Source organism: Thermocladium modestius, from assembly GCF_055398215.1.
This window is the reverse complement of record NZ_AP043731.1, coordinates 502304-527789: the sequence shown is the minus strand read 5'-3', so window position 1 is coordinate 527789 and position 25486 is coordinate 502304. Positions and strand designations below refer to the sequence as shown.

The following is a 25486-nucleotide window of genomic DNA, read 5'->3' as shown; positions in this document are numbered from 1 at the left end:
GCAACTCTTGAGTCAGGTACTGGAGGAGGAGAGGAAGACTCTCAATTCTTTTGTAGATTCTGCTGGGAAGCGATTCGTTCACGGCCTCGTCATAAATGAGCTCTCAATTCTTTTGTAGATTCTGCTGTAAGTTTTTATTTGGGTGGTCTTTTTTAAGTTTTTTGTTTGTTTCTGTTTTTTGTGGTTTTTGTTTTTCTGCCTTGGAAAACCGCTCTGGGGGCGTGGAGCAACGTGCTTTTTTCAAGGAGCGGCTCAAGGCGCCGGGCCCGGCTCCATTAAAAACTGAAAATAAGGGAGAGCCGATTTTCAAGGAAAAAAGCAAGGCGCACCCCCCAGAGAAAACCACCCATACTAACTAAACAGTTATGTTAATGATACTGATTGTGGAACCAAGTGTTTTGAGGATATTTGAGAATTATCGCTTATAATAGGTATTGAGGAGTTTCTTCCTAATTGCTCTAACCTTAAATGAAGTATTTAAAAATAAGAATCACGTGATGACCATATCATCCATTCATAGTTTGGGCATGTCCTAATAAGCCTTGGAAAGCATGAGCGGTCAATGCATTGTCCTGAGGGTTAAAAGGGGGACGGCGGCTTACCGTGGATTGCCCATCCACTCCCCTATGCTTTTGGGCATGGTTAGGGTCACGACGTAGTTGGGTTCGTCCACTATCTCCGAGATCCTCAGGTTCCCCACCACGCTGCTCAACACGTACCCCTCCTCCGGCGTTAATCCGTACCACTTGCCCAGGATGGCCAGCATGTCCTCTAGGGCCTCCACGGCGGCTCGGTGCAAATCGCTGGATATGCCCATGGTTGCTATCACCTCCCCAGGTTCATCCCTGGAGGGCGCCATTGTGAACGGCCTCCCCACCCTAAGCCCCTTCACCACGCTGGCCCTCACAACCACGCTCGCGCTTGTCTCTATCGCGGTGCCCGACACCTCCCCATCCCCTTGGCTCGCGTGGGGATCCGCCAGGGATAGGAGGGCGCCCTCCACGCTCACTGGGAGGTATATCCTGGCCCCGACCCCGTGCAGCCTGTTATCCATATTACCCCCGAAGCTCTGGGGCGGTATCATGCCGAACTCCCCCTCACCCGGCGCCACGCCCACCACCCCCAGGAACGGCTTGACCGGCACCCTAATGCCCCTCAGAAAGCCGCCCACCGCTTGGGCGCGGCCATCGCCTATCCTCCAATGCACCAGTAGGTCCTTGAACCTGCCCTTGAGCAGGCCCATGAAGCTCAGTATTGCTGACCAACCCCAATCCCCCACCTGCATGTCCAGAATGTCCACAGCCAAGACGTCGCCCGGCTTCGCTCCCTCCACGTATATCGGCCCCACCGCTGCGTCGAACTTGGTGGAATCCGCCCTAGCCAGGTCCTCCGCGCCCATCCCCGGCCTCACCTGCATTGTGGACGCGTCCGGTATTATCACCTTGAACTTCTCCCCATCCCCCACCCGGGCGATGGGCTTTAGATCCGGCCTCCACTTGTAGTGGAGGTTCTCCTCCCTAGTGCCGTCTATCACTATCACGCCTCCTCACCCTCCTCCAGCCTTGGATTCGCCGGCCTCCTCCAGGAGTAAATAAAGGTGCCTATTAACCAAGCCGCCAGGAACGCGACGCCCACCAGCACGGGGGTGCTTATGGCCGTGGTGGCGAACGTGGCGTAGATGGCGTACAAGTAAATCGCTGATGCAATAGCCGGAACCACGGCGTGAAGCACATTGAAACTCCCCCTGTGCCTCGTGTATAGCGGGAACGCTATGTTGAGCAACGTGTGCTCTATGGGGGGACCAATGCCAGTCCACAGCCCCGTTACCAGGAACGCATTCAGCGGCCCCATGGTGAGGCCCAGCGCCAGGAAGATCAAGACCCCAATTAATGTATTGATTATCAAGGCTATGTGGGGACTTCCGTATCTTGGGTGTGCCTTGTACGCCGCGGAGAGGAATGCCCCATCCTTAGCCATGGTATACATATCGCGTGCGGCCGCATTGATTATGGCTATGGTATCGCTGAAGCCGCTGTTTATGGTTAAGGCGAATATTACCCAGAACAACGGTGGCCCGCCGTACTTCAGTATCTCAATTAGGCCTGGAATGAAGTTTTGGAAGTAGGTAGATGCATTGGAGGGGCCCCATCCAATTATTAAATAATAAATAGTAAATATGAAGAACACCGCGTAAAGCCCTATGACCGCTATCAATCCCCTCCTTATGTTCTCCCTGGGCGCCTTCGCCTCCACCCCGAAGAATACCATGGTTCCCCAGCCTGAGATAGCGGTAAATGTGAAAACTATCGCAGTGCCCACCCCAACCCACCCAGTCGGCGAGTAGTGAGGAGTGAACACAAGGGGATTCCATGGATGCGGCACATGCGTCAAGACCACTATGCCGGCTACCATCAATGCAGCCATCTCGGCCAACCCTGTCCATAACAAGTACCTGACGCTGGGCTTTACCCCCAGATACGGCAGGACCAAAGCGAGGGCGGCGTCCAGCAATCCCATCGGAATCCATGACCACGAGGGCAAGCCAATCCCCATTAGGCCAAGACCATATTGAACCACTAAGGCCGTCTCCAGGTATATGAACGGCGTTGCCCCTATCATGCTGTAAAGAAGATAAACCCAGCCGGCCCAGGTCCCAGGCCGCGTGCCTAGCCCCCTCTCAATAAGCCTGTAATAGCCTCCGCTGGATGCAACGTACCTCGAAAACTCATATACTGGGTAAGCGGCCAATGCTATGGTTATTATGGCTATTACCATGGATAAGGGCTCCGACCCATACGCGAATGCCACCGCCGCGCTCAACGTGGCCAGCGACGCTATTGCGGGAGAGCGGTGAAGCTGATGGATACATAGACGAGCTCCCAGAAAGTCACGACGCCCCTCCGCAAACCAGGCTGAGAACTCATGTGATTCGCATGGATTATGGTTTATAAGCATTATATGTCAAGTTCTCCCACAAATATGATCAACTTCATCGCCGTTACTAGTCATTCAACCACTTGCCGGCCAGTCCCAGATCGTAAGGCTCGTGACCTCCCCTCCTCTCCACCACGGCTTCATAGTACTTGAGCAAGCCATCCCTGAACCTGGGGTGCGCGCAGTTCTCTATTATTGCCCTAGCCCTATCCCTGGGCGGCAACCCCCTCAAGTCAGCCACGCCTTGCTCCGTCACCACCACGTCCACGTAGTGCTCCGGCACGTCCACGTGCCCCGTCGCCGGCACTATCCTGGACACCAGCCCATCGCTCGTGGTGGAGGGCAGGGCGATTATGAGGAGGGAGGCGCTTGGGGCGAAGTCCACCGAGCCCCCGACTCCGTTATACACGTCGCCGCCTATATGGGATATATTGGCGTTGCCGTATATGTCCACCTCCAGGGCCTGTTGAATGGATATGACGCCCAGTCTTTGAATCACCTCTGGATTATTGCTCACCTCCTGCCCCCTTATCACTACCCTACCCACGAAGTCCCGGTAATCCCCGAGGAACTTGTCTAGGCGAGGCTCCTCGCCCGGCAACGCGTAGAGCGCGGAGGCGCTGATGCCGTTAATGGGGCCGCCGATCAACTCGGTCCACTTCACGGGAAGGGTCTCTGCCCAAACGCCGAGGCTTAGGCCGGAGCCCTGGACCGCGTCGGCCAACGCGCTGGCCAGGGGGCCTCCCCCGGGCTGCATCACCAACCTACCCGCCTCCCGAAGCCTCCCGAAGAATCCACGCCCCGCCTCCTCCGCCATGAATTCAACCGCCTTCTCAGCTATCTCGCTCTCCACCCTGGCCGGCGGTTTGTAAGACTTGGTGACTCCCTCACCCGCGTTCGTAATGATCACGGCGCCTATCTTCTCCCTCGGCAGCATTATCCGGGCCCCGCCTACCCTATCCGTCACGTTCCTGATGGGGATGACCTCGCCGTCGCCCGGGGAGTACGTGTCGTGCAGGCCCTCCAGAACCGGCTTGGACTCATTGACCTCTATCACAACCTTATCCGCGCCTTGAATGAAGGATGGAACCGCGTCCAGCGATATGGATGGAACCACGCCGCAATCATCCATCACGGCCGTCGCCTCGAAGACCGCCAAGTCTACCTTAATGAAGCCCCTCCTAACCAATTTATTGAACTTATTTAGGCCGTAATCGAAGAAGGAGAGGGACCCCCTGTTGGCCAATTCCTTATACAGGCCGCCGCTGAGGTAGGGGTACCTAGCCCTCACGGCGTTAGGTATCCTAGACAGGGCATCCTCGTAAGCCGCAGACGTAGCGCCGCCCGTCAATAACGTGAGACTGAAACCGCCGACCTCGCCCACGTAATCGGCGAGGGCCCTCGGGAACTCCTTGGGCACAGCCACGCCGCTCATGCCGCCCGTAGCTATCGTGCCGACCCGCGGCACAAGCCTCCTAACAGCATCGCTGGCATCCATTACTAAGCCATCTAGGAGCCCGCACTTGACCCTATCCATCACCAACCCTCACCCGCTCTACACGCGATCGCCCTTTAAGGATTGCCCAAGCACCGCTGATGAGCAACTCCCCTACCAAGCCGCGATTACCTCCTGCAATGCCTTTGCTATTGCCCCTCATCCGTCATGGATTGAAGGAGACTCCCGATTCTCTGTTTGTTGTTTCGTGGTTGACCTAACGTTGATTTTATAAATAGGAGAATTCACCTATTTATAAAGCCAAACCCACATTCCCCCAACCCATGCCCAAATTAAAAGCACTATATTATGGTTAGTGCACTATGATTATTTGTAGTATTATTAATAATATTGAGTTAAAGTTATTAATTCCTTCTGGTCGTGAAGTGTATGGGATTGATGAGCGAGGAGCATGAGTTGGTGAGGAGGGCGGCGAGGGAGTTCGCCGAGTCTCGTGTGGAGGCGGTGGCTAAGTCGATGGACATGGATCAATACCCGCGGGACTTGATAAGGGAGGCGGGGAGGCAGGGTATCCTCGCACCCACGGTGCCGCCGGAGCACGGGGGGCCTGGGTACGACTTGAGGGCTGGGGTGGTGGTTCTGGAGGAGTTGTCCAGGGCCAGCGGTTCCTTCGGCCTCCTGGTGGAGGCGCTCGGCGTCCTCTTCGCGCACACGCTCAATAGGTTCGGAGCGGGGGATCAAATGAAGGCTCTGGAGGAGGTGGCCAGGGGGGACGCGGTGGGCGCCTTCGCCTTGAGCGAGCCCTGCTGCGGAAGCGACGCCGCTGCGCTGGAGACAAGGGCGGAGAGAAGGGGAGGGGAGTGGAGGGTAAGCGGCCACAAGATGTGGATAACCAATGGCCAGCACGCTGATTACTTCCTGGTCTTCGCCAGGACAGGGGCGGAGGGAGCGGGGGGAGGCGGTGAGGGAAGGAGGACGGTGACCGCGTTTCTCTTGAGGAGGGGGAAGTGCATTGAGACGAGCCCCATAGACTTGATGGGGGTTAGGGGGATAGGTGATGCCGAGGTGTTCCTCAACGACTGCGCGGCTGGGGATGAGGACGTGGTGGGGGGAGTAAACTCGGGCTGGAGCGTCATGAATTACGCCCTCTACGTGGGGAGAACCGCCGTGTCCGCCGTGGCGCTGGGCCTGGCCGCGAGGGCTGTGGAGGAGTCCGTGAGGTGGGCCCGGGAGAGGAGGGCGTTCGGGAGGGCATTGATTGATCACCAAGCCGCTCAGTTCAAGCTGGCCTCCATGTACCAGAGGCTGGAGACGATGAGGACGCTCGTTTACTACTCCGCCTACCTCTACGACTCGAGGGACCCCTACTTCCTCGTCATGACGCACGCCGCCAAGCTGTACTCCGGCCCCACGGCGGTGGAGATAGCCAGGGACGCGGTTCAAATGCACGGGGGGTACGGCTACAGTAGGGAGAGCGCCGTGGAGAGGATATACAGGGACGTGAAGGTGATGGAGATAGGGGAGGGCACCAATGAGGTGCAGCAGATGGTCCTCTTCAAGTTATTGACGGGCGGCAGGCTGAGGTTCGAGTTCTGAGGAGCCGCGCAGGGGTTAAAGCGGCTCAAGGCGCTCACGACCGCATGGGAAGGTATGCATTCATAATACTATCCAACCCCGAGGACTTGAGCGAGGCCGTAAGGGCGGCACACGCGCTGCACTACGCGGCGGGGCTGAAGGAGGAGGGGCACGACGTGGTTGTCTACTTCGATGGACTCGGCTCCAGGATACCCATAGCCCAGTCCCCCTACAAGGGGCTCAGGCCAGCCTACGAGGAGGCGGTGAGGGCAGGCGTGATATACGGGGCGTGCGGTTACTGCGCCTCGCCTCCCCACCTAAACATAGGCGATGAGTTGAGGAGGGCAGGCTTGAGGTTGGTGGGCGATGAGGAGCATCACGAGGATATCTCCATCTTCATAGACTCGGGCTACCAGGTCCTGATCTTCTAGAGGGGAGGGAAGGAGAGCGGAAGGGCCGGAGGAGGGAATACCGCTGCGCCTGGGCGGGCAAGCTAAAAATACCGCCGCGCTTCTCCGCGCGTGTCCCATAAGGCGAAGGGGTCGTCTTACGAGAGGAAGATAGCGAATTACTTGTGGGAGGAGGGGTTCGCGGTCCTGCGCGGGTGCTCCTCCGGCGGGGGGGTTAGGAGGAGGTACGTACCTGACATAGTGGCCACCATAAATGGGAAGACCCTCGTCATAGAGGTAAAGTACAGGGCGAGGGAGGGGACAATATACATAGAGGGGGATAAGTACGCCCGGCTCCTGGAGTTTGCCAGGAGGGCGAGCGGGGCGGCGTACGTGGCTGTTAAGTACGGCAGCGATAAGTGGCGAGTCATACCGGCGGAGAAGCTGGAGCGAACGGGGGAGGGCAACATGGCGGTTAGGCCGAGCGCGGTGGCGGAGCTGGGCATGCCCCTAGAGGCCCTCGTGGCGTCCCTCAAGAACGAGCCCCTCACGGAGTTCATGGGTTGACTCGATCCGGACCATAGGCCCTCCACCACCGGGGCCGAAAATTTCGGGGATAGGTATTACGCTTTTTTATCCACTACCATTTTTAACGCGGCGTGGATCAAGGGGTCATGGCTCTACGCCAGGAGGGCGGTCTGGGGAACGAGTTCGTGCTCATGCGGCACGCCGCGCGGTCCAACTCCAGGCTCCTGGCGCAGGAAGTGGCGAGGCTGGCCCTCGACGAGGCCCTTCCCAGGGACGTGGCTCTGGCGATAATCCGCAACCTGGGGCTTGAGGTGGCGAGGGAGGACGACCCCACGCGATACTCGATCGTCCCCGATGAGTATGAGGAGGTGGGGGAAGAGGAGGAAAGAGCGAGGGACCCCATAGTAAGGGTGAGGAGTTGGGAGGAGCCCGTGGTGGAGCACTACGTTGGGGAGGGGGTGATAAGGAGGGTGATCCCGCATGGATAGGGGGGAGGTGCACTTCATAGCGTCCAAGTACGGGAGGTACCTGGGCGGGATAGACTACAATGCCGTCATCGACGCCCTGGAGGGCGAGGAGGAGAGGCTAAGAGAGGAGGAAGAGAGGCTCCTCGGTCAATCCCTCGGCCCCGCTCCCCAGAACCCGCTCGGCGATGCATTGAGGCTTTGCGGGGAATTGGAGAGGCTAAGAGAGGAGGAAGAGAGGTGCGTCGAGGTCGTGAACGAGGTGAAGCTGATGGGGCTCACTAAGCCCCATGTGGACAAGGCAGTGAGGAGGCTGGGGGCCGTGAGGAGGCGCGCCAGGGCGGTGAGGCGGGCCCTCAAGTACATGGGGGATCCCCTCAAGTGCCTCTGACGGCGAGTTTGGGCGTTGAGCATCGCAATCCTCCCGCCCCGGGCAGGTCCTACTTCATTCCCCAACCCCAGCGGCGCCTCGCCCAGTCGATGAGACACGCGGCCCGAGTTGAGTGGGTTGGGGAAATCTATATTTGGCCGTTTCTTCGCTTTAAGGCGGGAAGGGGAAATGCATGAACTGCATGAGGTTTACTGCAGAAGAGCGGTTCAGTATCTCGAGGCCGCTGAAAGCGCTCTTGATAGGGGCCTTTACGATGCCAGCGGTGTTCTCTCACAGATAGCGGCGGAGCTCTCGGTGAAGGCCACCATTTCGTTCCTTGGGTACTCGTTCCCAGAGACCCATGAGCTCAGGAAACTGCTCTCCGTCTTGTCCTCGCTCGCCATGAGGGAGGAAATAGGGGATTTCGCCAGGAAGAGGAGGGGGGAGCTCATATTGTTGGAGGACGCCAGGAGCAGGGGGCAGTACTTCTCCTCCGGCCTGGATAAGGAGGACGCGGAGGTTTGCCTAAGCACGGCGAAAGAAATAATTAACCTTGTGAGGGAGATATGGGGCGATAAGTGGTGTTCGGAATAGAGAGGATTCGCTTCCTCGAGGAGAGGTGGAGGGAGGTAGTCGAGGTGGTGCTCAGGGAGGGGGGGAGAGTCGCCGACGTTAAGGAAGCGGTGGTCTTCGGCTCCGTGGTGAAGGGGAAGGCAATGGGTGCAAGCGACCTAGACATAGCCTTGGTGGTCAGGGGAGGGGGGTGGAGGGAGGGGGAGCTTCTCTTGAAGATACACTCTCTGCTGCCCGATGAAATCTCCGAAATCATTGATCTATCCATAATACGCGAGGAGGAGGAGCAGGAGTTCCTGAAGTTCGCTGGCGAGTACGTCATAATATCAATCGTTTAACCTAGCCGAACGCGGTATCTGACCTCCTCCCCGCCCTAAAGGGCGAGGGTTCTCTGGGGTCTTGGGGGTTACGTCCCCTTTAGGGCTACTCGGCCCCCTCCCCTACTGGTATTGCTGGGGTGCGTCGGCCCCCACTCCCCATCCTCAAAGAATTAACCGAGAGAGGGGTCGAAAACCCCCACAAACTCCTCACTTAAAAAACCTAACCCCGCCTCAAAGAGGCGAGGATTATCCTCTTTTTTATCATGCTCTACATCAAGGAGTGACCGCCCACCAGTGGGGGGGGGGGGTAAGCGATCCTGTGCATTTATCTAAAGCGCCTCTGACGGCTGGCACTTAGGGCGTGAATTACTGATTCCGTTTCCTATCGGATTCGCCCGTGGTCTCTGGGGCACTACTTTATTTGCTGGCCCTTATACATAGCGATGGCTCCATGCTGGATTAGGTAAGCCATTATGTCTCTCTTCTTTTTCGCAGCAGCATAGGTCAACGGCGTGGTTCCTGTTTCGTCCATTGCATTAACATCGGCCCCCGCCTCCACCAAGAACTTTACCGTGTCTAGATTGGCCTCCAGCGCTGAGAATAATGGGGTTTTTCTATAGCAACCGATTATGTTTGGGTCGTGATGAATGTCCATTAGGAATTTGAGGAAATTAATATGCCCGAACATAGCGGCGGAATGATAGGGGGTTATCAAGTTATCCCCGCTCTCATCTACCCGCGCTCCATATTGAATCAGTATTTTTCCTATCTCTATGTTCCCTTTAGAGCCGGCGGCGGTTAGGGGGTTAATGTAGCATCTGCTGGAATCATTGGATGCCGCGGTGATCATGACGTCGGCCCCCGAGTCTAGGAGTAACTTAACTAGAGTGGGGTCCTGCTTCATGACTGCGATGATAAGGGGAGGAGGCGAGCCTTCCTTTGAATTAACATCGGCCCCGTACCTTATAAGCGTCCTTATTACGTCGTAGTTAACGTTTTTTGAAGCTGCTAGCTGCAATGGAGTGAAGATTTTATTGAAGTCCGAACCTACCGGCGTGTTAAGCATGTTGGGGTTTGCGCCGTTTTGAAGGAGAATCTCAACTATCTGGGCGTGGCCGGCATTTACTGCCCAGTGCAATGGGGTAAGTCCATACCAACGCTGGTTTACGTCTATTCCCCTCGCCAGGATCTCCTTGACCTTGGATACGTCATTCGCTTTTATCGCAGCGATTAACGCCTCATATTCCCTAGCCATCATATAATAAACTTTCTGCTTATTACATTAAAAAATTTGGTACAATGGTATTTTATGCATTCATTATATTCCATTTTAATAATCAATAGTGGTTTCCTAGGGATGTGCGCGCCTAAGAGAGGACTCCCACCCATTAATTGCCTTGATGGCGGTGGATGCAGGAAGCCACGGTAATTCCCCATGCTTTTCGTTGGGGGAAGTTTTATTTACAATATTTTGAAATTCATGAATTCATAACTTGCTGAGAATCTTTATAAACTATTAATTGAATGATACTATAATGAGTATAGATATCACGTGCCCAAAATGCGGTTACGTAAACCAGGAGGGGTCCTCCAAGCCCTCACATTGTAAGCTATGCGGTTTCAACTTCAGCTATTCCGACAAGTTCCCCTCCGAGGAGGAGGTGCTCTTCGAAATACCAATAAGCATGTGGATCTCAAATCACTACGGCCCGATCCTGATAACCGGCGAGAGATTCATAGCATTTGAGGAGGCGAGAATCTTCAACGTTTACCTGGCCTATAGCATTACTAAATTAATAGCCATGAATCTAATCGAGAGGTCGCTCGAGGGCATATATAGGCTGAAAGACCAAGCGATCACGGTCAATAAACCATTAAAACAAATCGCTTCCAAGCTAGTGGATTATCCGAAAACCAAGCGATCCCTTTATTACCTAGAAGCAAGTCAAGTGAAAATAGAGAAAAGAAAGATAAAGTTAGGGAAAGCTTGGTTTTACGCTACGCATGTGGGTATAAAGACTAAGGGATTAATCGGACACCCCACAATAAATCACATGTTTTACCTCCTCGACGATAACCAAACCCTAGAAATCATCAAGAATATTCCATTCCTTTCTAACGTTAACATAGTTCAAGGATAGGATCCCGGAATTGCAAGCTCGCCGAATCATAGTAATTATATGGTCACCAACAAGGCCAAGGCCACTTCATGATCCCCTGGTCAACCCCAATACGCGCAAATCGATCAACGCATCAAATGAGGGGACAGACAATACACAATGCCACCGCCAGCGATTCATAACCACCACGAATCGCTTGAAGCCCTACCCAACCGTCTAAACAAGCGTGGGGGGTCATTAATTCAAGCGAATAAAAATAAAAAACCAACCAAGGGCATCAATACATGAGCGTGTATTTTGAGGGCCTCGTCGAGGATAGGCTATACCTATTCGCCTTCTCATCAACGTCGTTCATGATGAAGGACATAACTGAGGAGAGGAGATTCAAGCGGAGACTCATCCTCAGCATAGTAGTGGGCCTAGTCCTGGTAATAGCGGCCGCCGCCTACGTCCTGGCCCTCTACGCGCTTAACAAGGGCCCCTCCGCGCCCAGTCCATTGGAGCAGGACGGGCCCCTCCTCGGCTCCATAGGCGCGATGGCAGCTCTAGTCTTCTACTCCCTATCCAAGAGACCCAATGTGGATTACTCCGCCCCGGACTACGAGACCAGCTATAGGTACGTGAGAGTGATCGGCTACCCCAATGACGGATTGCTCAGCATAAGCATAGACACGTCGCAGGGCACGTACGAGTACCAGGTCAAGGTGGGGAAGAGGGCGTTGGGGATAATAAGGGAACTGGCGGAGAACCCCACCTGGAGGACGAGGGTCTACTCATACTAAGCCGCAACCAACCGATGAGGAACACACCCTCCCACCTCCTCACCTCCCAATCTTCACCTTCAAGATGGAAAGCCCTGCTAAACCTTTTAATTGGGGACACCTTAGCCATACGTGGATGCGTTAAAGCTATTGAGGGAATTGGTGGAGATCGACACAACCATTAACCCAAGCGAGGGCAAGTACCCCAACCCAGCCGCGCTGGACCTTGTCAGGGAGGCAGCGTCGTCCCTCGGCCTCTCCTGCCAAGTCATTAGCCAGGGCGGGCTGAGGCACTTGATCGCCCGGGCCGGCGATGCCCCCGTCGCCCTCTTCATGGCTCACCTGGACACGGTGCCGTTCGATAGGGGTGAGTGGAGGCATGATCCCCTCAAGCTCACCGTGGAGGGGGGCAGGGCCTTCGGGAGGGGCGCCCTTGACGATAAGGGAAACGTGGCTGCCCTCCTGGCCGCGGTCGAGGAGGCGGGGGTTGGCGAGGGGATTGCCCTCGCCGTCACCATGGATGAGGAGGCGGGGGGAGGAGGCGCGAGGCTGGTGAGGGACTCCATGAGGGGAAACCCCCCGCGGTGGTTGGTTAACGCGGATGGGAACGGCATGGTGGTGATAAACAGGAGGCGCGGCGTCTTCGAGGCTACGATCAGGGTGCCGGAGAGCAAGTTAATTGCCAGGGGGAGGGAGGAGAGAGTTGAGTTCAGGCTGGACTACAAGGTCAGGCCCGCCCACCACGCCGCTTACTTCCTGGCCGGCGTTGACTCCCACCCCCTCATAACGCTCTCGCACCACGTGAGGGTGAACGACTTGGCCGTCGCTGAGCTGGGCGGGGCTTGGATTAAGACCAACGTAGTGCCCGCGAGGACCTGGGCCACCGTGGTGGCTAGGGGGGAGGGGACGGAGGTTGAGGTGGATCCCAACTTGACGGGGCTCGTCAAGGCCATAGTGCCCCTCACCAGGCCCGTGATTAGGACGAAAGCGCCCAGCGAGTACGGGATTAACGCCACGCCGAATTACTATAGGAGGGCGGGAGGGGGCATGCATGAGTTGGTGATAGACATACGGGCCATGACGGACGACGAGGCGGAGGTGAGGAGGGCCGTGGAGGAGCAGTTGGGAGAGTTGAGGGCGGAGGTTGAGGTGAGCGGTGGAGGCGGGTACCTCTACACGGACCCCTCCTCCGACCTAGTCGCCGCCGCATTCAACGCCTTGAGGCGGCTCGGCGTGGAGCCTAGGACGGCTGAGATGAATGGGGCCTCTGACAGCAGGCACTTCGCCTCCCTCGGCGTGCAGGCCATAGACTTCGGGCCCGTGGGCGGTAACATACATGGGCCGGATGAGTACGTCGATTTGAACTCCCTGGAGTTAACAGTTAAATTCTACGCGGAATTGATGAGGAGCGTGATGAGGAGTAAAGCCCGCGGATGATGTGAAGTGAACCACTAGCCTGAAATCACCTAGTCCTTGACGAGGGGTCGTCAACGATTCCCCTCCTCGCCGCGAAGATCAGCTCGAGCCGCCTGCCCCCACCTCTCTCCGCGTCAACCACCTCGACGCACTCTAGCTCGCCGCATACGGCGTCCACGTAGTCCCGCCTCGGCATCAATATAAAGCCGCGGCCCACCAGCTTAAGTACCTCCAATTGGATGGGGAGGGGCGCGTCGTGGCCGTTCAGCACCACGAAGCCCGCGAAGCCGTTCTCCCGCGATGTAGGGAAGAGGCCCAGCGATGCGCACGCCGCCGACGTGGAGGACACGCCCGGCACCACCTCGTACTCCACCCCCAACTCCCTCAACTTCCTAGTCTCCTCCTCCAATCCCCCGAAGATGGAGGGGTCCCCGTTCTTTAGGTGCGCCACGTTGGCCCCAGCCCTCGCCCGCTTGATCACCTCATCAACCCCATCACCCCTATGTTCCTTGTCCAGGACCACCAGCTCGAGACCGGGGAAGTGCTCCTCTATGAAGTCAATCAAGCTCGGGGTTAGGGTGGCGTCCCCCGCCACCGCTGCCTGGCAAGAGGCCAAGGCATTCACTGCCCTCAGCGTGAGCAGGTCGAAGCTCCCGGGGCCCACCCCTATTATGAACACCTTCCCCATCAATGCAGGATCGGCGGAGAACCTATTCTACTTAACCCACGTGGCCGGCAACGCCGCGGGTATTGAACCCACTGCTTAAATTGAGGTCTAGCCCTCCTTCACGTGGCCGGAATTCCTGGCCGCCTTCGATTGATGGAGGTAAACGGTAATTTTCTATAACTTTAGTATTATATTTGCTAAAAATTTCATAAAAAGCTTAAAAACACGGTAGCGCTGGAGAGAGGCGGTGGTCTCATTGATCATCACCGAGGGAACCATGGATGAGCAATAGATCCAACATTGGGGCCGGCGTGATCGCCATAATCGCCGTCGTGGTTGGCTTCTTAATGGGCTTCCTACTGAAACCCGCTGCAGTTTCCCCAACTGCCTTGGCGTCCACAACAATCACGACAAAGTATCCCACGATAACGGTGAGCGCCCCGGCCAGCACCATAACCAGCACCACAACTAGCACAACCACAATCACCATAACTGGCACTGCGACGAGCACCGCCACGGCTGCCAGCACCATAACAGTGACCACCACGGTAACTGCGATGGCCACGGAGACCGAGACCGCGACAACCACCATAACCAGCATACCGCCCCTGGTCCTAACCAACGTTACCCAGCCAGCCCAGCAGTCCCAGTACCATGGGGATTACGCGCACGCGGGCTTCATAGACAGCTCTGGACCGGTGAACCTAACCCAAATAGAGGCGTATAACATGGGCATAGGCGGTGGGGAAGAACTAGGCTTGACCGCGTATTCACCATCAATAATTATGGCCGATAATGCCCAGAACGGGCATGGCGCTATGTTTGATTTAAGGACTGAAAGCCTAGAAGCGAATCAAGTCGGAGCTGATGATCAGTACATCCCAGTAATTGGCGGGAGCGGTTTATTTTGGTGGGGCGGCACTTACCCCGATAATTTATTTTACGGTGCGAATCCATTAGCTAATTCCTATGGACCATTCATTACCGTCTATGGCGGTTTAGTAATAGCTGCCGGCGGCGACTCCATGGAGGCGCTGAGCCTCGCCGATGGATCCACCATATGGAGCACCAACGCATTAACATCTTATATAGGCTACGCCTCAGGAACTGTAGTAACCATACCCACGGTGGGCGGTGATTTGGTGGTGGTAGGCCTGTCCTCCCCCAACGTGGTCATGGCCTTCAACGCCAGCACCGGGCAGTATGTGTGGAGCATTGATCTGAACGCATCGAGCATCGACGGCTCCCCGGCTTATAGCAATGGTTACTTCTACTTCGCATCGGGTGACCGCCTATACAAGGTCTCCCTCAATGGAAATATGGCATGGGATGATGACTTAGGCGTGCCAGCGATGGACACGCCCGCGGTGGCCTACGGAGCCCTATACCTGGGCACCAATAACGGGTTGCTCCTAGCCATAAACGCGACCACGGGCTCCGTGGTTTGGTATGATGATTTGAACGGCTCGGTGACCGCATCGCCCATAGTATCAACAAACGCCGTAGTCTATGCAGCAACCATGAACGGCATGGTATACTCAATCAATGCCCGCAACGGCCAAGTTCTGTCAAGCTACAACGTTGAAGCGCCGGTGACCGCGAACCCAGTGCTCACGGGCGGGTACCTGTTGGTGCTTGACGACAATGGGGTACTCCACGTGTTCAAGCCATAAACTGACCCAGCACACCGGCGAGAAGCTAGGCTATCTTGTCCACGTCGAGCCCGTACATCGCGGCGTAGACGAAGTCGGAGACGCCCTTGAACTTGATGGGGGCCCTGTGGTACTGTATGACGACCGGGAACTGGGCCTTGTCTATGCTGCACGGCGCCACCATGTACTGCGCGCCAGTCCTTAGGGAGTCGTACACGGACGGCCACCCCGCCCACACCCTCAACGGCATCAATTCGTCCGTCAACAACCCCCCGCCCGCGCCGCAGCACAGCGTCTTCTCCTTGTTGTGAACCCTCTCCCTCAACTCCTTCACGACGCTCCTCAACACGAACCTGGGCTCCTCAATCAAGTCCCCCGCCCTAGCTAGATTGCACGGGTCGTGGTACGTCACCACGGCGTCCACCTTCTTATCCACCCTGAGCCTCCCCTTCCTGAGGGCCCACGCCGTGAGCTGGGTTATGGATATGGCTTGAATCCCCATGGCCTCCAGCCTCGGTGCCACGTAATTCTTGAAGGCGCGCCACCCGTGCCCGCACTCCCCGAACACGACCATCTTGACCCTCCTCCTCAACGCGGCGTTCACGTAATTATCCCCTATGTACCTTAGGTGGGCCTCGTCCTCGAACAAGCCGAAGTTCGCCACCTCCAGCGCCCTGGAGTCGAGGGTCCAATCCAGCCCGAGCCCGTCCATTACGGCTATCTCGCCCTTCAGCGTGCCTATATTGGAGAAGAAGTCCGTCGAGGAGGGAAGGAGAAGGGCGTCCGCCTTCTCCGCGTCCACGGCTGCCCTGAAGTCCCTCCCCGTCTCCTGCCGCATGTCGTCCAGCACGAAGTCCAGCACGTTCTGCGCCGCCTCCTTCTTTATGTACATGTTATTCCCCGTCTCGTATACTCCCCTTATCGTCCTCGCATTGAACTCAGGTATCATGCCCATCTCAACGAATATCTGCCTCACCGCCCTCGTTATCTCCCCCTGGTCTATCCCCATGGGGCAGTACACGGAGCACCTCCTGCACTCAGTGCACTGGTAGTAATACGTCCATATCTTGTCCAGGTCCACCTCCTCCAGGAACCTCGCCAGGTCCTTATCATCAGCGTCCCTCCCCAGCAGCCCGTCGCTGGCCTTATTGAGCCTCCTATATATGCGCCTAACCAGGTCCGCCCTACCCACTGGACTGTTCGTGGGGTCCCTAGTTCCCAAGTACTCCGGGCACTTATCTATGCAGAGACCGCAGTGGACGCAGGCATCCATGTGGTGCCTGAACGCCCTGTTCTCCCTCGCCATCTCCGCCACCCTAGACGCGAAGAACCTCTTCTTCTCGGCGGGGGAGGCGCCCCGGCCGATCCTCTGCATCCCAGTCACCCCTATTGCCTTAAGGGTCTCCTCGTCCGTCTCCTCCTTAATCCTAACGTGAACGCTGCCGCGCTCCTCGAACTCCCTCCTCCACTCCCCATACATGGGGCTCTCCTCCAGTATGTCCCTCCCGCCCCTGCCGTAAGTTATCTTCCTCACGCTCCCCACCCCAGCTCCTCCTCCACCCTCCTCCTCACCTCATCCATGTCCTCGAACTTGCCGTACAGCACTGGGTTCACGGGGAACGTGAATGGATGCACCATCTTGGAGAAGGGGAGGTAGATCATGAAGAGCTCCACGGCCAAGACGTGGGCGTAGAAGAGGGGGAACGCGGGGGGTGGGGTGGGGTGGAGGCTGGATAGCCCGGTGGCCCACGCCACCGCCTCCCCGAACAAGCTGGGGGGAGCCAGGGCCCTCATGGCGAGGCCCAGCCCTATTATGATGACCACCCACGTTATCGCCACGTAGTCGTCCAAGGCATTGAGCGCCAGCCCATAGATCCGCTCCAACCCCACTCGCCTGGCCAAGAGGAACAAACCCGCGCCCAGGGCCACGGCCCCAGTCGCCATGCCCGTCACGTACATGGTCTCCTCGCCCACCCTCAGCCACGGCATCCAGAGGTGGAGGTGGAACGCTATGAGGAGGAAGACGCCCCAGTGGAAGAGGAAGACGCCGAGCCAGGTCCCGTAGTCCCTCCCGTAGCTGTTCTTGGGTATCGTGTAGAACGTCAGCATCCTGGCCAGTATGTGGCCGGCCGCCGACAAGTAGCCGCGCTGCCCGGCCCTATTCACGAGCCTGTAAAGTCCCAAGTAGAGACCGCCGCTCCCCTTCGGCGTCGCGGCCCACCGCAGCACCCTGTACGTGGACCCCCCGATCAGGACGGCCAGGGAGACGTAGGGCAGCACTACGAATAGGGCGTATATGACGGCATTCATCTAGCCCCACTCCTTCATGGAGCCCCTCAGCTCCTCCAGGTAGGCCTTCTTCTCGTCCTCCCCCATTATGAAGAACGGGATGCCGTTCATGTAGTACGGCTCCCCCGGCTTCTCCCTAACCACCTCGCGCGGATCCAAGCCGGCGACCTCAGTCACGAACCTCCTCCACCCCAGCCTTATGGCCACGTCCCCTATGCGCTCCCTGCGCCACCCCACCTCGTCCCACTTGGGCACCACCCTGTCCTTCAACAACTCGAACACCTTCATTATCTCGTCGTCCGGGTGCATCGGGTCCTTGATGGGGATGAAGGGGATGAGGACCTTCGCCAGCTTCGGCCCGTTCCTGCTCTTTATGGTGCCGCCCACCAACACCCTTATCCCGCGCTCCCTGCCCGGGGATATGGCTGGGTACGCCCTCTTCACGCACTCCATGCATTGAACGCACTTATCGCCGTCTATCCTCAACTCCCCGCCTCTCCACTCAATGGCGCCCGTGGGGCACGCCCTCACCAGTCCCTCCACGTCGCCCCCCTCCTCCACCCACTTCCCGAACCTCTCCTCGTCAATGCTTGGAGCACCCCTCCACGTCCCCACGAAGACGTAATCCGCCCTCGCCTGCGCCTTGAGGCAGTCCAGGGGGCAGCCGGAGAACTTGAACTTTATCTTGTAGGGGAACTGCGGGTACGAGGCCCAATCCACGAAGCACTCATACGTCATGTCGCGGCCCCTCAACGTGTCGTAGATCGCGTACTCGCACAGGAGGGGGCCTGGGCACGCCACGGAGTTCCTCATTACGTCCCCCGACCCGCCCACCTCCAGCCCAACCCTCCTCACCTCCTTCGCGGCCTCCACTATCCTGTCCCTGTCCACGTTCATCACTATATCCCCCGTCCCCCCTATGAACTGGAAGAGGCCCCAACCGTGCTGCCGGGATACCCGTATCAGCTCCCGCAGGATCAGCGTGCTGATGACTTGGGCGGACGGTATTATTATCCTCTCATGGTCCTCAAACACGGGGGGATTCACCCTGGTCCAGGGGTGGGACACCCGGGATAGGACGCCGGCGAATATGCCGGGGGCGTTGGCCACGCTGGAGGCCCAGGGAGTGGCCCTGGCGGCCAGCCCCATTCCGTAGAGGCGGATTGGGTACTTGGTGCGCCGCAGCTCCGATACGTGGCTAGGCCACGGCCCCTCCTCTAACGCCTTCAACGCCGCCTCAGCCTCCTCGTCGCTGGGCGGGGATGGCCATAGCGATTCATCTATGGGCAATTCGGTCATGGGCGTGGGGCGGCGGCATGATATAAAAGCCGTATTCCACATTCATGTGAAATACTGCGTAAAAACCAAGCCAGAGCTGGGATCACATGAGCAGCGAGCCGCACGTCAGGGATAGGCAGTACTCGGTGGTGGTGAGGACGGGCGACGTCACCCCCATTAATCACCCGGAGAAGCTGCCGCCGATACCGTACTCCAATTACCTACCCTCCATTCTCAAGTCAAACATGGGGAAGTGGGTGGATCACCGCATGATAACCCCAGCCATAATGGAGCACGTGGCGGAGTCCGGGGATAGGGTATTCACGATCAAGGTGATTGGTCCCCCCAATGCCAGGTACAGCGCGGACACGCTGGAGAAGCTGTGCGACTTGGCGGACACGTACGGCATAGGGCTGGTCAGGCCCACGCCCCAGGGGAACCTCGAGATAATAACTGACAGGGAGGAGAACGCTCACAAGTTGGAGGAGGAGCTGAGGAGGGCGGGGTTCCTGGTGGGCGGGTGGGGCAATCACTTGTGGAACATCCAGCCCTGCACCGCGTACCTGACCTGCACCACGGCCGTGGTGGATGCGCCAAGCATGGCGAAGGCCATAGGGGACGCGCTGTACGAGTACGTGTACGAGAAGGAGACCCCGGCCCACCTATCCATAAAGGTGTCCGGGTGCCCCAACGCTTGCGGCGGGGCGATAAATGCATCCGACGTGGCGGTGGTGGGCTACCCGGCCCAAGCGCCGGTGGCCGACGACAAGTGGTTCTCGCAGGTCTCATCGCCCAGCGACGTGATAGCGGCGTGCCCCGTGGGCGCCATAGTGGCCAAGAAGGACGCGTCCGGCAAGGCGTACAGCGTGTCGGTGAGGCAGGAACTGTGCGTGGCGTGCGGGAGGTGCAGAGACACGACGGATGCCATGGCGTACGACCCCGGGAGGGCGGGGGTCATGGTGCTGGTGGGGGGCAAGGCATCCAACTCGGGCAGGGCGGGGCAGTTGATGAGCAAGATAGTGGTTCCCTACCTCCCCAACGAGCCGCCCCGCTGGCCGACCCTCGTGAAGGTGGTGAAGAGGATAGTGGACACGTGGGTGGGAAACGCGGAGAGGGGGGAGAGGATGGGGGACTGGGTGGCCAGGATTGGGTGGGACAGGTTCTACGAGTTGACGGGGCTGCCCGACGCTAGGCGGTTCCTCAAGTTCACCGACAAGCCGGGGCCGCTGTACCAGCCTCTCTACAAGCGCAGGGCAACCGAGGCCACGGCCTACCTGTTCAGGGAGAAGCCGACGCGCTGACGGCTCCCCGCCATGAATGGCTGGGGTCCTGACCCCACTGGGGCATTCCCTCACGCCTCGAGCGCCCCTCGCGGGGACTGCATCACGGTTAAAGCTACTAAACGCGTGAGAATAATGAAATGGAGCGCCCCAACGGGTTTACTGAGGAAAGAGACTGCACGCCACTACGTCGGGCCATAATTCTCACCCCGTCCCTAGAAGGGGCGAGACCTCCACGATCCATGATGATGGGTAACCGATTATGTCGTTACCAACCACGTTTAAGCAGGCCTTACTGGTCAAGTTAAGGCGCCTCCATTCAACTTCATAAATACATCAATGATCATTGCTTGGATTTACCGATCGATCCCTCAACAACTGGACAATAGGGATCGGGCGAATCCACGGAGCCAAACGTTGAAAATGACCTGGCAGCGCAACCAGCGTTACATAGGTCAGCCATTGGGCAGGAATTGCATGGCTTTATCTCAGCATAATTCCTTTCCCTAAAAGATCCAAAACCATCCCTCCAAATTATCTTCAAGTCATCCTTAAGCGCATTGCCCTCATGGAACTCACTGCTCATCAATAACTCGCACCCGTAAATACCGCCGTCCGAATCTATCGCGAATCTGCTCCCGCCTGCTGGGCATGTTGAGTAATTAATTATCCTAAGGGCATTAAGCCCCTCCCTGGACTTCCTGTATGCCTCATATAAGTCGCCTAGACTAAACCTAAAGCCGTTCAGGACAAGCTTAACGCCGGTCTTAACGCGCAGTAAGTCATTAATTGCAGCCCTCGCCAACCCACCGTCGAGCGTTAAGCCATTTTCACGGGCCCTGCCAAACTCTTGAACGCGTATGAAGCTGAGCACTGAGACTCCCAACCTTTCCGTCAACCTAACCATGTCGACCACGTAATAGGCATTATCTGATATCACTGTGTACGACAGGGACACGGCGACACCAACCTCCCTAAACACATTGACGGCCCTAACAGCCTTATCAAAACTACCAAAACCCCTAATCACATCATTAACCGCGGGATTCGGGCCATCAAGGCTCACCTGGACCTGGTCAAGCCCGGCACTCTTAAGTAGAAGCGCATTCTCTCTATCAATCAACATGCCATTGGTACTCATTGATACGTAAAGGCCAAGGTCCTTTGCATGACTTATGATCTCCAACAACCCCCTCCTAATCAAAAGCATCGGCTCGCCGCCCAATAGGTAAACGTAATTAACACCAAGATCCCTTAACTTATCAAGTATGAGCAACCAGTCATCGGCGTTCAATTCATTACTTAATGGCCTACCCGCCGATAAGTAACAGTGCCTGCACTCTAGGTTGCATGCATGGGTTAGGTAGATGGTTACGTCATTGATGGAGTCCATGCTCAAGCATGGAAGCTCGTTACCGCTCTCGACGCTGCTCCGTAGGGCCAGTATGTGGCCTAGCGGCGATGCTGGGCATTCGTCCAGGTACACTTCGGTTTCATCAACCACTTAATCGCCTAATCCCGCAACAGATTACCAGCTTAAAACGGATATCTAAGGGAGAAACAGTAGAGCTGAGGTCGGGGATCCCATGGGCGGGCCCGCCCTGTCCAGGTTGAGCATCTCCTTGCATGCTTAATAATGCCCATCACGTGGCGGCCGCTTTTCCCAGGCACGTGGATCAAAGTTAAAGGATGGGCAGCCGCTTGGGAACCCATGAGGGTGGCCGTATTTCAATCAGCCATATACGTGGCCAGCCTGGAGAGCGCCAGGCAAATAGCGGTCTTCGAGGTAGGGGGAGAGGCCAGGCAAGTCCAGGTATTGCCGAACCCCGCCCTGTCCGCCATATCCACATCCATGAAGGGGGTCATCGCAATGCAGAAGGCCATCGAGCTCGGCGTGGATGCAGTGATCGTAACCAGGATGGGCAGCGAGTGCGAGAAGGTGGCTCGGGGGAGGGGGGTGAAGGTGGTGACCGTCAAGGAGGGAACCAGGGTGAGCGACGCGCTCCGCGGCATTCATTGACCGCGCCTCCCGCCCTTGACCAGGGTGTACTCTATCACTAAGTGCTCCTCCTCGTTCCTGCGCACCGCCTCAAGCATCTCGGTGACCAACTCGCTCAGCTTAGCATCAATCAACTTGGAGTAAAGCTCGATGGACCGCAACTCAGCCGAGTTATGGGCCTCTATCACCTTCGCCGCGCTGCCGGGCCGGGGGTTTCCGGGCCTTGCCTTGACCAGCCTATCATACTCGGACAATGCGTTCCTAATCCCCCTAATCAACTCCCTGTGCACCAATGCGTCGAACGCCACGCCCAGCATCACCTCCCTCTCCTTGCCCGACAGCATGGATAATGCCTTGACCAGCTTCTCCAATCCATCGCTCTCCACCTCCTCCAGCTCCTGGAGGTACTTTAATACCTCGGGATCCACCGAGCAAGCGAGGGACGCGGCCTAATAAGCATTAAGGCCCCCACCCCCGGTTGAGAGCGAGCGGGGAGGCAGGGGAACATTAACCAATTAATGGATTGATTACCTTCTTCCTGGCCTCCTCCACCCCGAGGCGGAGGGCCTTTAGGTTGAGGTCCACCCACCTGGGGCTGACTACCTCCCTCACCGCGCTCTCCAGCGCGTCGAGGGGGACGAGGCCGAGGGTAGTGAATGCTCCCAGCATCACCATGTTGGCCACCCTGGGGGTGCCCAAGCTCTTCTCGGCCAGCTCCGTGAACGGCAGTCCCATTATCTTCCAGGACGCGGGGAGGGAGGATGCATCGACGAGCGTGGAGTCTATCATGACGGTGGCGCCGTCCCTGACGTACCTGGAGTACTTAGCCGCTTGGTCCTTGAACATGAAGATAGCCACGTCGGCCCTCTCCGCCCCTATGAAGTCTATCTCCTCGTCCGATATGACTATGTCCATCTTGCTGTCAGTCCCCCTCGTCTCAGCGCCGTACTCCTCCGTGGACGAGACTTGGTAGTTCGTGAACTTAGCCACTGAGTAGCCTATCAGGTACCCGGCCAGCAGTATTCCCTGCCCGCCCTTGCCTGCCAGTATTATCTCAGTTCTCACCGGCCATCACCTTCCTCACCTGCTCATGCAGTAGCCTGGAGAACCCCGGCTCGTTCCTGTCCACGAACTCTCCGATAGTTATCTCGCTGTTCCAGTCGTACTTCACGTCCCACGGCTTTACGCCGCTCCGCATCTTCACGATGCCCTTTATCTTGAGGTAGAAGTCGGAGGGGGACCTGTACCCCAAGTGCCTCCCGTAGTTCTCCGGGCAGGTGGAGACCACCTCTATCAACCTGAACCCCTCCTTTAGAAGGGCTTTCTTGAAGTAGGACTTCATTACCTCGGGCTGGGTTATGGATGCCCTAGCCACGTAGTTGCCGCCCGCCGCGGCCACGAGGGGTATCAGGTTGAAGGGTCTCTCCGGGTTCCCGTATGGAGTGGTGGTGGTGTAGTGGCCCGTGGGGGTTGTGGGGGATAACTGGCCCCCCGTCAAGCCGTACGTCATGTTATTTATCACGACCACCAGGAGATCCATGTTTCGCCTCGCCGCGTGGATCAAGTGGTTCCCGCCTATGCCCGCCAAGTCCCCATCCCCGCTGAACACAACGGGTATTATGTTGGGGTTAGCCAGCTTGGCCCCCGTGGCGAACGGTATGGCGCGGCCGTGGGTCACGTGGGCGCTGTCAAACATCGTGTACATGCTGGTCCTGGCGGTGCACCCAATGCCGCCCACGAATAACACGTTCTTCCTGTCCAGCTTGCCCTCCCCCACCAACTCGCTCACCGCCCTCAGGAATGCGTTCAACGCAATGCCTATGCCGCAGCCGGGGCAGAGCGTGTGGGGGAGCCTGTCGGTCCTCAAGTAATCATCCAATGGATGAAGCCGGGGAACGTTGACTTGTATGGCCTCCATAACCTAATATTTGACTTTTATCTATTTAAGTTTTACCCATACAAAGCATCAAGCCCTAACCATTCCCCGCAGCGACCGCAGGGCCTCCGTGGGGGTGGGGAGCTCCACCTTGAGGAGCGGGAGGAAGCCCACGTCCCTATCCCTAACGATGCGCTGCACCTCCCTGTACAGCTGGCCCAAGTTGTTCTCCATTACCACGACGCTCCCCGCCCTGGACGCCTCCCTCCGCAGCCCCTCCTCGTCCAACGGCCATATGGAGATCGGCACGAACACCCTCACCCTGAGCCCCTCCTCCCTGGCCCTCCTCGCCGCTCCCCTCGCCACCCTGGCGTAGGAGCCGAACGCAACCAGCAGGACGTCCGCGTTCTCCTCCCCATAAACCCTGGACTCCACTATCATCTTCCTATTATCATCCACCTTCCTGTTCAGCCTAGTCACCAACTTCTCGAACACCTTGCTCGTGGGCACGTAGTACCCCCTCTCGTCGTGCTGAAGGGACTCCACCAACACGTTGAACCCCTCGCCGAATGCCGCCATGGGAGGCACAAGATCATCCCCCGCCTCATACGGCAAGTACTTGGAGCCGGGGGTCGGCTTCTTCCTGCTCACCACGGGCACGTCAGACCTCATCACCACCTTCTCCCTCCCATGGGCTATCGCGGCATCGCTCAGTATTATGGCTGGGATCCTCAAGGCCTCAGCCACATTGAATGCCTTTATGGTCAAGTCGAAGCTGTCCTGCACCCCCGTGGGCGCGTAGACCACGACGGGGTAATGCCCGTGGCTCAACCACCTGGACTGCATCACGTCGCCCTGGCCCGGCGTCGTGGCTATGCCCGTGGACGGGCCTGTCCTCATGTTGACGGCCACCACCACCGGCGTCTCCGTCATGGCCGCCAGCCCTATTGATTCCGCCATTAAGCTGAAGCCGGGGCCCGAGGTGGCCGTCATGGCCTTCGCCCCACTCCATGAGGCGCCTATGGCTGCAACTATGCTCGCTATCTCATCCTCGCCCTGATAAACTACTCCCCCCCTCTTGGGGAGCTTCTCGGATAGGTACTCGAATAAGTCTGATGCAGGCGTTATTGGGTAGCCGGCGTAGAACTTGAGGCCGGCCGCCATGGCTCCCTCGGCCACGGCTTGATTGCCCGTCAAGTAGCCTATGCTCATCTCCCTCACCTTGCCACCGCCTTCTCGGGGCTGCTCCAAACTATGAGGCCCCGCGACTTGCCCTCGCCTTGCTTTACGAATATGGCGAAGTCGGGGCACGACCACTCGCACAGCCTGCACCCAATGCACTTATCCGGGTTGGCGGCGAACGATACCTTATAGCCATTCCTATTCATTACATCGCTTATCACAAGCACCTTAGTGGGGCAAACGGTAACGCATATCTCGCACTCCTTGCATCTATCCCCAATAGTCACTATGTCGAAGGCCTTTGGACTTGGCTTTGACATATATATTTTTCACTGCATTTTCTGCATTTTAAGTTTT

At 57.5% G+C, this 25486-nt stretch carries 27 protein-coding genes and 1 CRISPR repeat array (1 of these 28 only partly in view); of the genes, 13 read left to right on the top strand and 14 right to left on the bottom strand.

The annotated features are described in order from the left end of the window. Positions 1-125: direct repeats of the CRISPR family, unit length 25 nt; unit sequence CTCTCAATTCTTTTGTAGATTCTGC (it extends 4950 nt beyond the left edge of the window). Positions 126-598: 473 nt separating this feature from the next. The 3 genes from ACZ5ZS_RS02630 to ACZ5ZS_RS02620 form a co-directional block, all read right to left on the bottom strand. Continuing rightward, positions 599-1540 carry an acetamidase/formamidase family protein gene (locus tag ACZ5ZS_RS02630; protein ID WP_188596334.1) on the bottom strand — a complete coding sequence of 314 codons (942 nt, stop codon included), beginning with the start codon at positions 1538-1540 and terminating at the stop codon, positions 599-601. Continuing rightward, complete coding sequence (locus ACZ5ZS_RS02625) at positions 1537-2808, bottom strand: APC family permease (RefSeq protein ID WP_229657683.1); 1272 nt, start codon at positions 2806-2808, stop codon at positions 1537-1539. The genes ACZ5ZS_RS02630 and ACZ5ZS_RS02625 overlap by 4 nt, the downstream gene beginning before the upstream one ends. A 193-nt stretch (positions 2809-3001) precedes the next feature. Continuing rightward, positions 3002-4471: an acetyl-CoA hydrolase/transferase C-terminal domain-containing protein gene (locus ACZ5ZS_RS02620; RefSeq protein ID WP_229657698.1), complete on the bottom strand. Its 1470-nt coding sequence runs from the start codon at positions 4469-4471 to the stop codon at positions 3002-3004. Between the two features lie 348 nt (positions 4472-4819). Here ACZ5ZS_RS02620 and ACZ5ZS_RS02615 point away from each other — a divergent pair, with 348 nt between their 5' ends. The 7 genes from ACZ5ZS_RS02615 (at position 4820) to ACZ5ZS_RS02585 (ending at position 8627) form a co-directional block, all read left to right on the top strand. Then, complete coding sequence (locus tag ACZ5ZS_RS02615; RefSeq protein WP_188596332.1) at positions 4820-5986, top strand: acyl-CoA dehydrogenase family protein; 1167 nt, start codon at positions 4820-4822, stop codon at positions 5984-5986. A 44-nt stretch (positions 5987-6030) separates the two neighbouring features. Beyond that, a complete protein-coding gene (locus ACZ5ZS_RS02610; protein ID WP_188596331.1) occupies positions 6031-6396 on the top strand; it encodes a DsrE family protein in 366 nt (121 codons plus the stop codon). A gap of 90 nt (positions 6397-6486) precedes the next feature. After that, on the top strand, positions 6487-6921 hold the full coding sequence (hjc, locus tag ACZ5ZS_RS02605) for a Holliday junction resolvase Hjc (RefSeq protein WP_188596330.1): 435 nt from the start codon (positions 6487-6489) through the stop codon (positions 6919-6921). 107 nt (positions 6922-7028) lie between these two features. Continuing rightward, positions 7029-7370: a hypothetical protein gene (locus ACZ5ZS_RS02600; protein WP_229657682.1), complete on the top strand. Its 342-nt coding sequence runs from the start codon at positions 7029-7031 to the stop codon at positions 7368-7370. Beyond that, positions 7363-7737: a hypothetical protein gene (locus ACZ5ZS_RS02595; protein WP_188596328.1), complete on the top strand. Its 375-nt coding sequence runs from the start codon at positions 7363-7365 to the stop codon at positions 7735-7737. The genes ACZ5ZS_RS02600 and ACZ5ZS_RS02595 overlap by 8 nt, the downstream gene beginning before the upstream one ends. A gap of 168 nt (positions 7738-7905) precedes the next feature. Then, the gene (locus ACZ5ZS_RS02590; protein WP_188596327.1) at positions 7906-8310 is read left to right on the top strand and encodes a HEPN domain-containing protein; all 405 of its coding nucleotides are present in this window, start codon (positions 7906-7908) and stop codon (positions 8308-8310) included. Then, the gene (locus tag ACZ5ZS_RS02585) at positions 8298-8627 is read left to right on the top strand and encodes a nucleotidyltransferase domain-containing protein (protein WP_188596326.1); all 330 of its coding nucleotides are present in this window, start codon (positions 8298-8300) and stop codon (positions 8625-8627) included. Before ACZ5ZS_RS02590 ends, ACZ5ZS_RS02585 begins: the two co-directional genes overlap by 13 nt. Before the next feature lie 394 nt (positions 8628-9021). Here ACZ5ZS_RS02585 and ACZ5ZS_RS02580 read toward each other — a convergent pair whose 3' ends face one another. Next, on the bottom strand, positions 9022-9867 hold the full coding sequence (locus ACZ5ZS_RS02580) for an ankyrin repeat domain-containing protein (protein ID WP_188596325.1): 846 nt from the start codon (positions 9865-9867) through the stop codon (positions 9022-9024). Between the two features lie 277 nt (positions 9868-10144). Between ACZ5ZS_RS02580 and ACZ5ZS_RS02575 the strand changes: the two genes are divergently transcribed. The 3 genes from ACZ5ZS_RS02575 (at position 10145) to ACZ5ZS_RS02565 (ending at position 12927) form a co-directional block, all read left to right on the top strand. Then, entirely contained in the window at positions 10145-10750 is a 606-nt protein-coding gene (locus tag ACZ5ZS_RS02575) for a hypothetical protein (RefSeq protein WP_188596324.1), read from the top strand. 263 nt (positions 10751-11013) lie between these two features. After that, on the top strand, positions 11014-11511 hold the full coding sequence (locus ACZ5ZS_RS02570) for a hypothetical protein (protein ID WP_188596323.1): 498 nt from the start codon (positions 11014-11016) through the stop codon (positions 11509-11511). Positions 11512-11622: 111 nt separating this feature from the next. Further along, positions 11623-12927 carry a M20/M25/M40 family metallo-hydrolase gene (locus ACZ5ZS_RS02565; RefSeq protein WP_188596322.1) on the top strand — a complete coding sequence of 435 codons (1305 nt, stop codon included), beginning with the start codon at positions 11623-11625 and terminating at the stop codon, positions 12925-12927. Between the two features lie 25 nt (positions 12928-12952). Here ACZ5ZS_RS02565 and ACZ5ZS_RS02560 read toward each other — a convergent pair whose 3' ends face one another. Next, complete coding sequence (locus tag ACZ5ZS_RS02560; RefSeq protein WP_188596321.1) at positions 12953-13594, bottom strand: SAM-dependent methyltransferase; 642 nt, start codon at positions 13592-13594, stop codon at positions 12953-12955. A gap of 260 nt (positions 13595-13854) precedes the next feature. On the opposite strand from ACZ5ZS_RS02560, the gene ACZ5ZS_RS02555 reads away from it, so the two are divergent. Beyond that, a complete protein-coding gene (locus tag ACZ5ZS_RS02555; protein ID WP_188596320.1) occupies positions 13855-15246 on the top strand; it encodes an outer membrane protein assembly factor BamB family protein in 1392 nt (463 codons plus the stop codon). 25 nt (positions 15247-15271) lie between these two features. On the opposite strand, the gene ACZ5ZS_RS02550 is transcribed toward ACZ5ZS_RS02555, so the two are convergent. The 3 genes from ACZ5ZS_RS02550 to ACZ5ZS_RS02540 are packed head-to-tail and all read right to left on the bottom strand — an operon-like array spanning position 15272 to position 18813. Beyond that, positions 15272-16759: a (Fe-S)-binding protein gene (locus tag ACZ5ZS_RS02550; protein WP_188596319.1), complete on the bottom strand. Its 1488-nt coding sequence runs from the start codon at positions 16757-16759 to the stop codon at positions 15272-15274. After that, on the bottom strand, positions 16756-17535 hold the full coding sequence (locus ACZ5ZS_RS02545; RefSeq protein WP_188596318.1) for a respiratory nitrate reductase subunit gamma: 780 nt from the start codon (positions 17533-17535) through the stop codon (positions 16756-16758). The genes ACZ5ZS_RS02550 and ACZ5ZS_RS02545 overlap by 4 nt, the downstream gene beginning before the upstream one ends. Then, complete coding sequence (locus ACZ5ZS_RS02540) at positions 17536-18813, bottom strand: sulfite reductase, dissimilatory-type subunit alpha (protein WP_188596317.1); 1278 nt, start codon at positions 18811-18813, stop codon at positions 17536-17538. An 86-nt stretch (positions 18814-18899) separates the two neighbouring features. Here ACZ5ZS_RS02540 and dsrB point away from each other — a divergent pair, with 86 nt between their 5' ends. Then, positions 18900-20093 (top strand): dissimilatory-type sulfite reductase subunit beta, encoded by a 1194-nt coding sequence (gene dsrB, locus ACZ5ZS_RS02535; RefSeq protein ID WP_188596316.1) that lies wholly within the window; start codon positions 18900-18902, stop codon positions 20091-20093. A 322-nt stretch (positions 20094-20415) separates the two neighbouring features. On the opposite strand, the gene ACZ5ZS_RS02530 is transcribed toward dsrB, so the two are convergent. Beyond that, complete coding sequence (locus tag ACZ5ZS_RS02530; protein ID WP_188596315.1) at positions 20416-21576, bottom strand: radical SAM/SPASM domain-containing protein; 1161 nt, start codon at positions 21574-21576, stop codon at positions 20416-20418. A 207-nt stretch (positions 21577-21783) separates the two neighbouring features. Between ACZ5ZS_RS02530 and ACZ5ZS_RS02525 the strand changes: the two genes are divergently transcribed. Then, positions 21784-22092, top strand: coding sequence for a NifB/NifX family molybdenum-iron cluster-binding protein (locus ACZ5ZS_RS02525; RefSeq protein WP_188596314.1), 309 nt, complete (start codon positions 21784-21786; stop codon positions 22090-22092). On the opposite strand, the gene ACZ5ZS_RS02520 is transcribed toward ACZ5ZS_RS02525, so the two are convergent. From ACZ5ZS_RS02520 to ACZ5ZS_RS02500, 5 genes are all read right to left on the bottom strand, one after another. Next, positions 22086-22499, bottom strand: coding sequence for a hypothetical protein (locus ACZ5ZS_RS02520; RefSeq protein WP_188596313.1), 414 nt, complete (start codon positions 22497-22499; stop codon positions 22086-22088). The two genes, ACZ5ZS_RS02525 and ACZ5ZS_RS02520, sit on opposite strands and share 7 nt — an antisense overlap. A 79-nt stretch (positions 22500-22578) precedes the next feature. Continuing rightward, on the bottom strand, positions 22579-23136 hold the full coding sequence (locus tag ACZ5ZS_RS02515) for a 2-oxoacid:acceptor oxidoreductase family protein (protein WP_188596312.1): 558 nt from the start codon (positions 23134-23136) through the stop codon (positions 22579-22581). Next, the gene (locus ACZ5ZS_RS02510; RefSeq protein WP_188596311.1) at positions 23126-23989 is read right to left on the bottom strand and encodes a thiamine pyrophosphate-dependent enzyme; all 864 of its coding nucleotides are present in this window, start codon (positions 23987-23989) and stop codon (positions 23126-23128) included. Before ACZ5ZS_RS02510 ends, ACZ5ZS_RS02515 begins: the two co-directional genes overlap by 11 nt. Positions 23990-24037: 48 nt before the next feature. Beyond that, positions 24038-25159, bottom strand: a complete 1122-nt coding sequence (locus tag ACZ5ZS_RS02505; protein WP_188596310.1) for a 2-oxoacid:acceptor oxidoreductase subunit alpha — start codon at positions 25157-25159, stop codon at positions 24038-24040. 5 nt (positions 25160-25164) lie between these two features. Beyond that, entirely contained in the window at positions 25165-25449 is a 285-nt protein-coding gene (locus tag ACZ5ZS_RS02500) for a 4Fe-4S binding protein (RefSeq protein WP_188596309.1), read from the bottom strand. Positions 25450-25486: the final 37 nt, after the last annotated feature.

Bases quoted from the DNA above. Each gene is read 5' to 3' on its own strand.
- ACZ5ZS_RS02620 (WP_229657698.1), bottom strand. From the start codon at position 4,471: ATGGATAGGGTCAAGTGCGGGCTCCTAGATGGCTTAGTAATGGATGCC.
- ACZ5ZS_RS02615 (WP_188596332.1), top strand. From the start codon at position 4,820: ATGGGATTGATGAGCGAGGAGCATGAGTTGGTGAGGAGGGCGGCGAGG.
- ACZ5ZS_RS02610 (WP_188596331.1), top strand. From the start codon at position 6,031: ATGGGAAGGTATGCATTCATAATACTATCCAACCCCGAGGACTTGAGC.
- ACZ5ZS_RS02600 (WP_229657682.1), top strand. From the start codon at position 7,029: ATGGCTCTACGCCAGGAGGGCGGTCTGGGGAACGAGTTCGTGCTCATG.
- ACZ5ZS_RS02595 (WP_188596328.1), top strand. From the start codon at position 7,363: ATGGATAGGGGGGAGGTGCACTTCATAGCGTCCAAGTACGGGAGGTAC.
- ACZ5ZS_RS02590 (WP_188596327.1), top strand. From the start codon at position 7,906: ATGCATGAACTGCATGAGGTTTACTGCAGAAGAGCGGTTCAGTATCTC.
- ACZ5ZS_RS02580 (WP_188596325.1), bottom strand. From the start codon at position 9,867: ATGATGGCTAGGGAATATGAGGCGTTAATCGCTGCGATAAAAGCGAAT.
- ACZ5ZS_RS02575 (WP_188596324.1), top strand. From the start codon at position 10,145: ATGAGTATAGATATCACGTGCCCAAAATGCGGTTACGTAAACCAGGAG.
- ACZ5ZS_RS02570 (WP_188596323.1), top strand. From the start codon at position 11,014: ATGAGCGTGTATTTTGAGGGCCTCGTCGAGGATAGGCTATACCTATTC.
- ACZ5ZS_RS02560 (WP_188596321.1), bottom strand. From the start codon at position 13,594: ATGGGGAAGGTGTTCATAATAGGGGTGGGCCCCGGGAGCTTCGACCTG.
- ACZ5ZS_RS02555 (WP_188596320.1), top strand. From the start codon at position 13,855: ATGAGCAATAGATCCAACATTGGGGCCGGCGTGATCGCCATAATCGCC.
- ACZ5ZS_RS02545 (WP_188596318.1), bottom strand. From the start codon at position 17,535: ATGAATGCCGTCATATACGCCCTATTCGTAGTGCTGCCCTACGTCTCC.
- ACZ5ZS_RS02540 (WP_188596317.1), bottom strand. From the start codon at position 18,813: ATGACCGAATTGCCCATAGATGAATCGCTATGGCCATCCCCGCCCAGC.
- dsrB (WP_188596316.1), top strand. From the start codon at position 18,900: ATGAGCAGCGAGCCGCACGTCAGGGATAGGCAGTACTCGGTGGTGGTG.
- ACZ5ZS_RS02525 (WP_188596314.1), top strand. From the start codon at position 21,784: ATGAGGGTGGCCGTATTTCAATCAGCCATATACGTGGCCAGCCTGGAG.
- ACZ5ZS_RS02510 (WP_188596311.1), bottom strand. From the start codon at position 23,989: ATGGAGGCCATACAAGTCAACGTTCCCCGGCTTCATCCATTGGATGAT.
- ACZ5ZS_RS02505 (WP_188596310.1), bottom strand. From the start codon at position 25,159: ATGAGCATAGGCTACTTGACGGGCAATCAAGCCGTGGCCGAGGGAGCC.
- ACZ5ZS_RS02500 (WP_188596309.1), bottom strand. From the start codon at position 25,449: ATGTCAAAGCCAAGTCCAAAGGCCTTCGACATAGTGACTATTGGGGAT.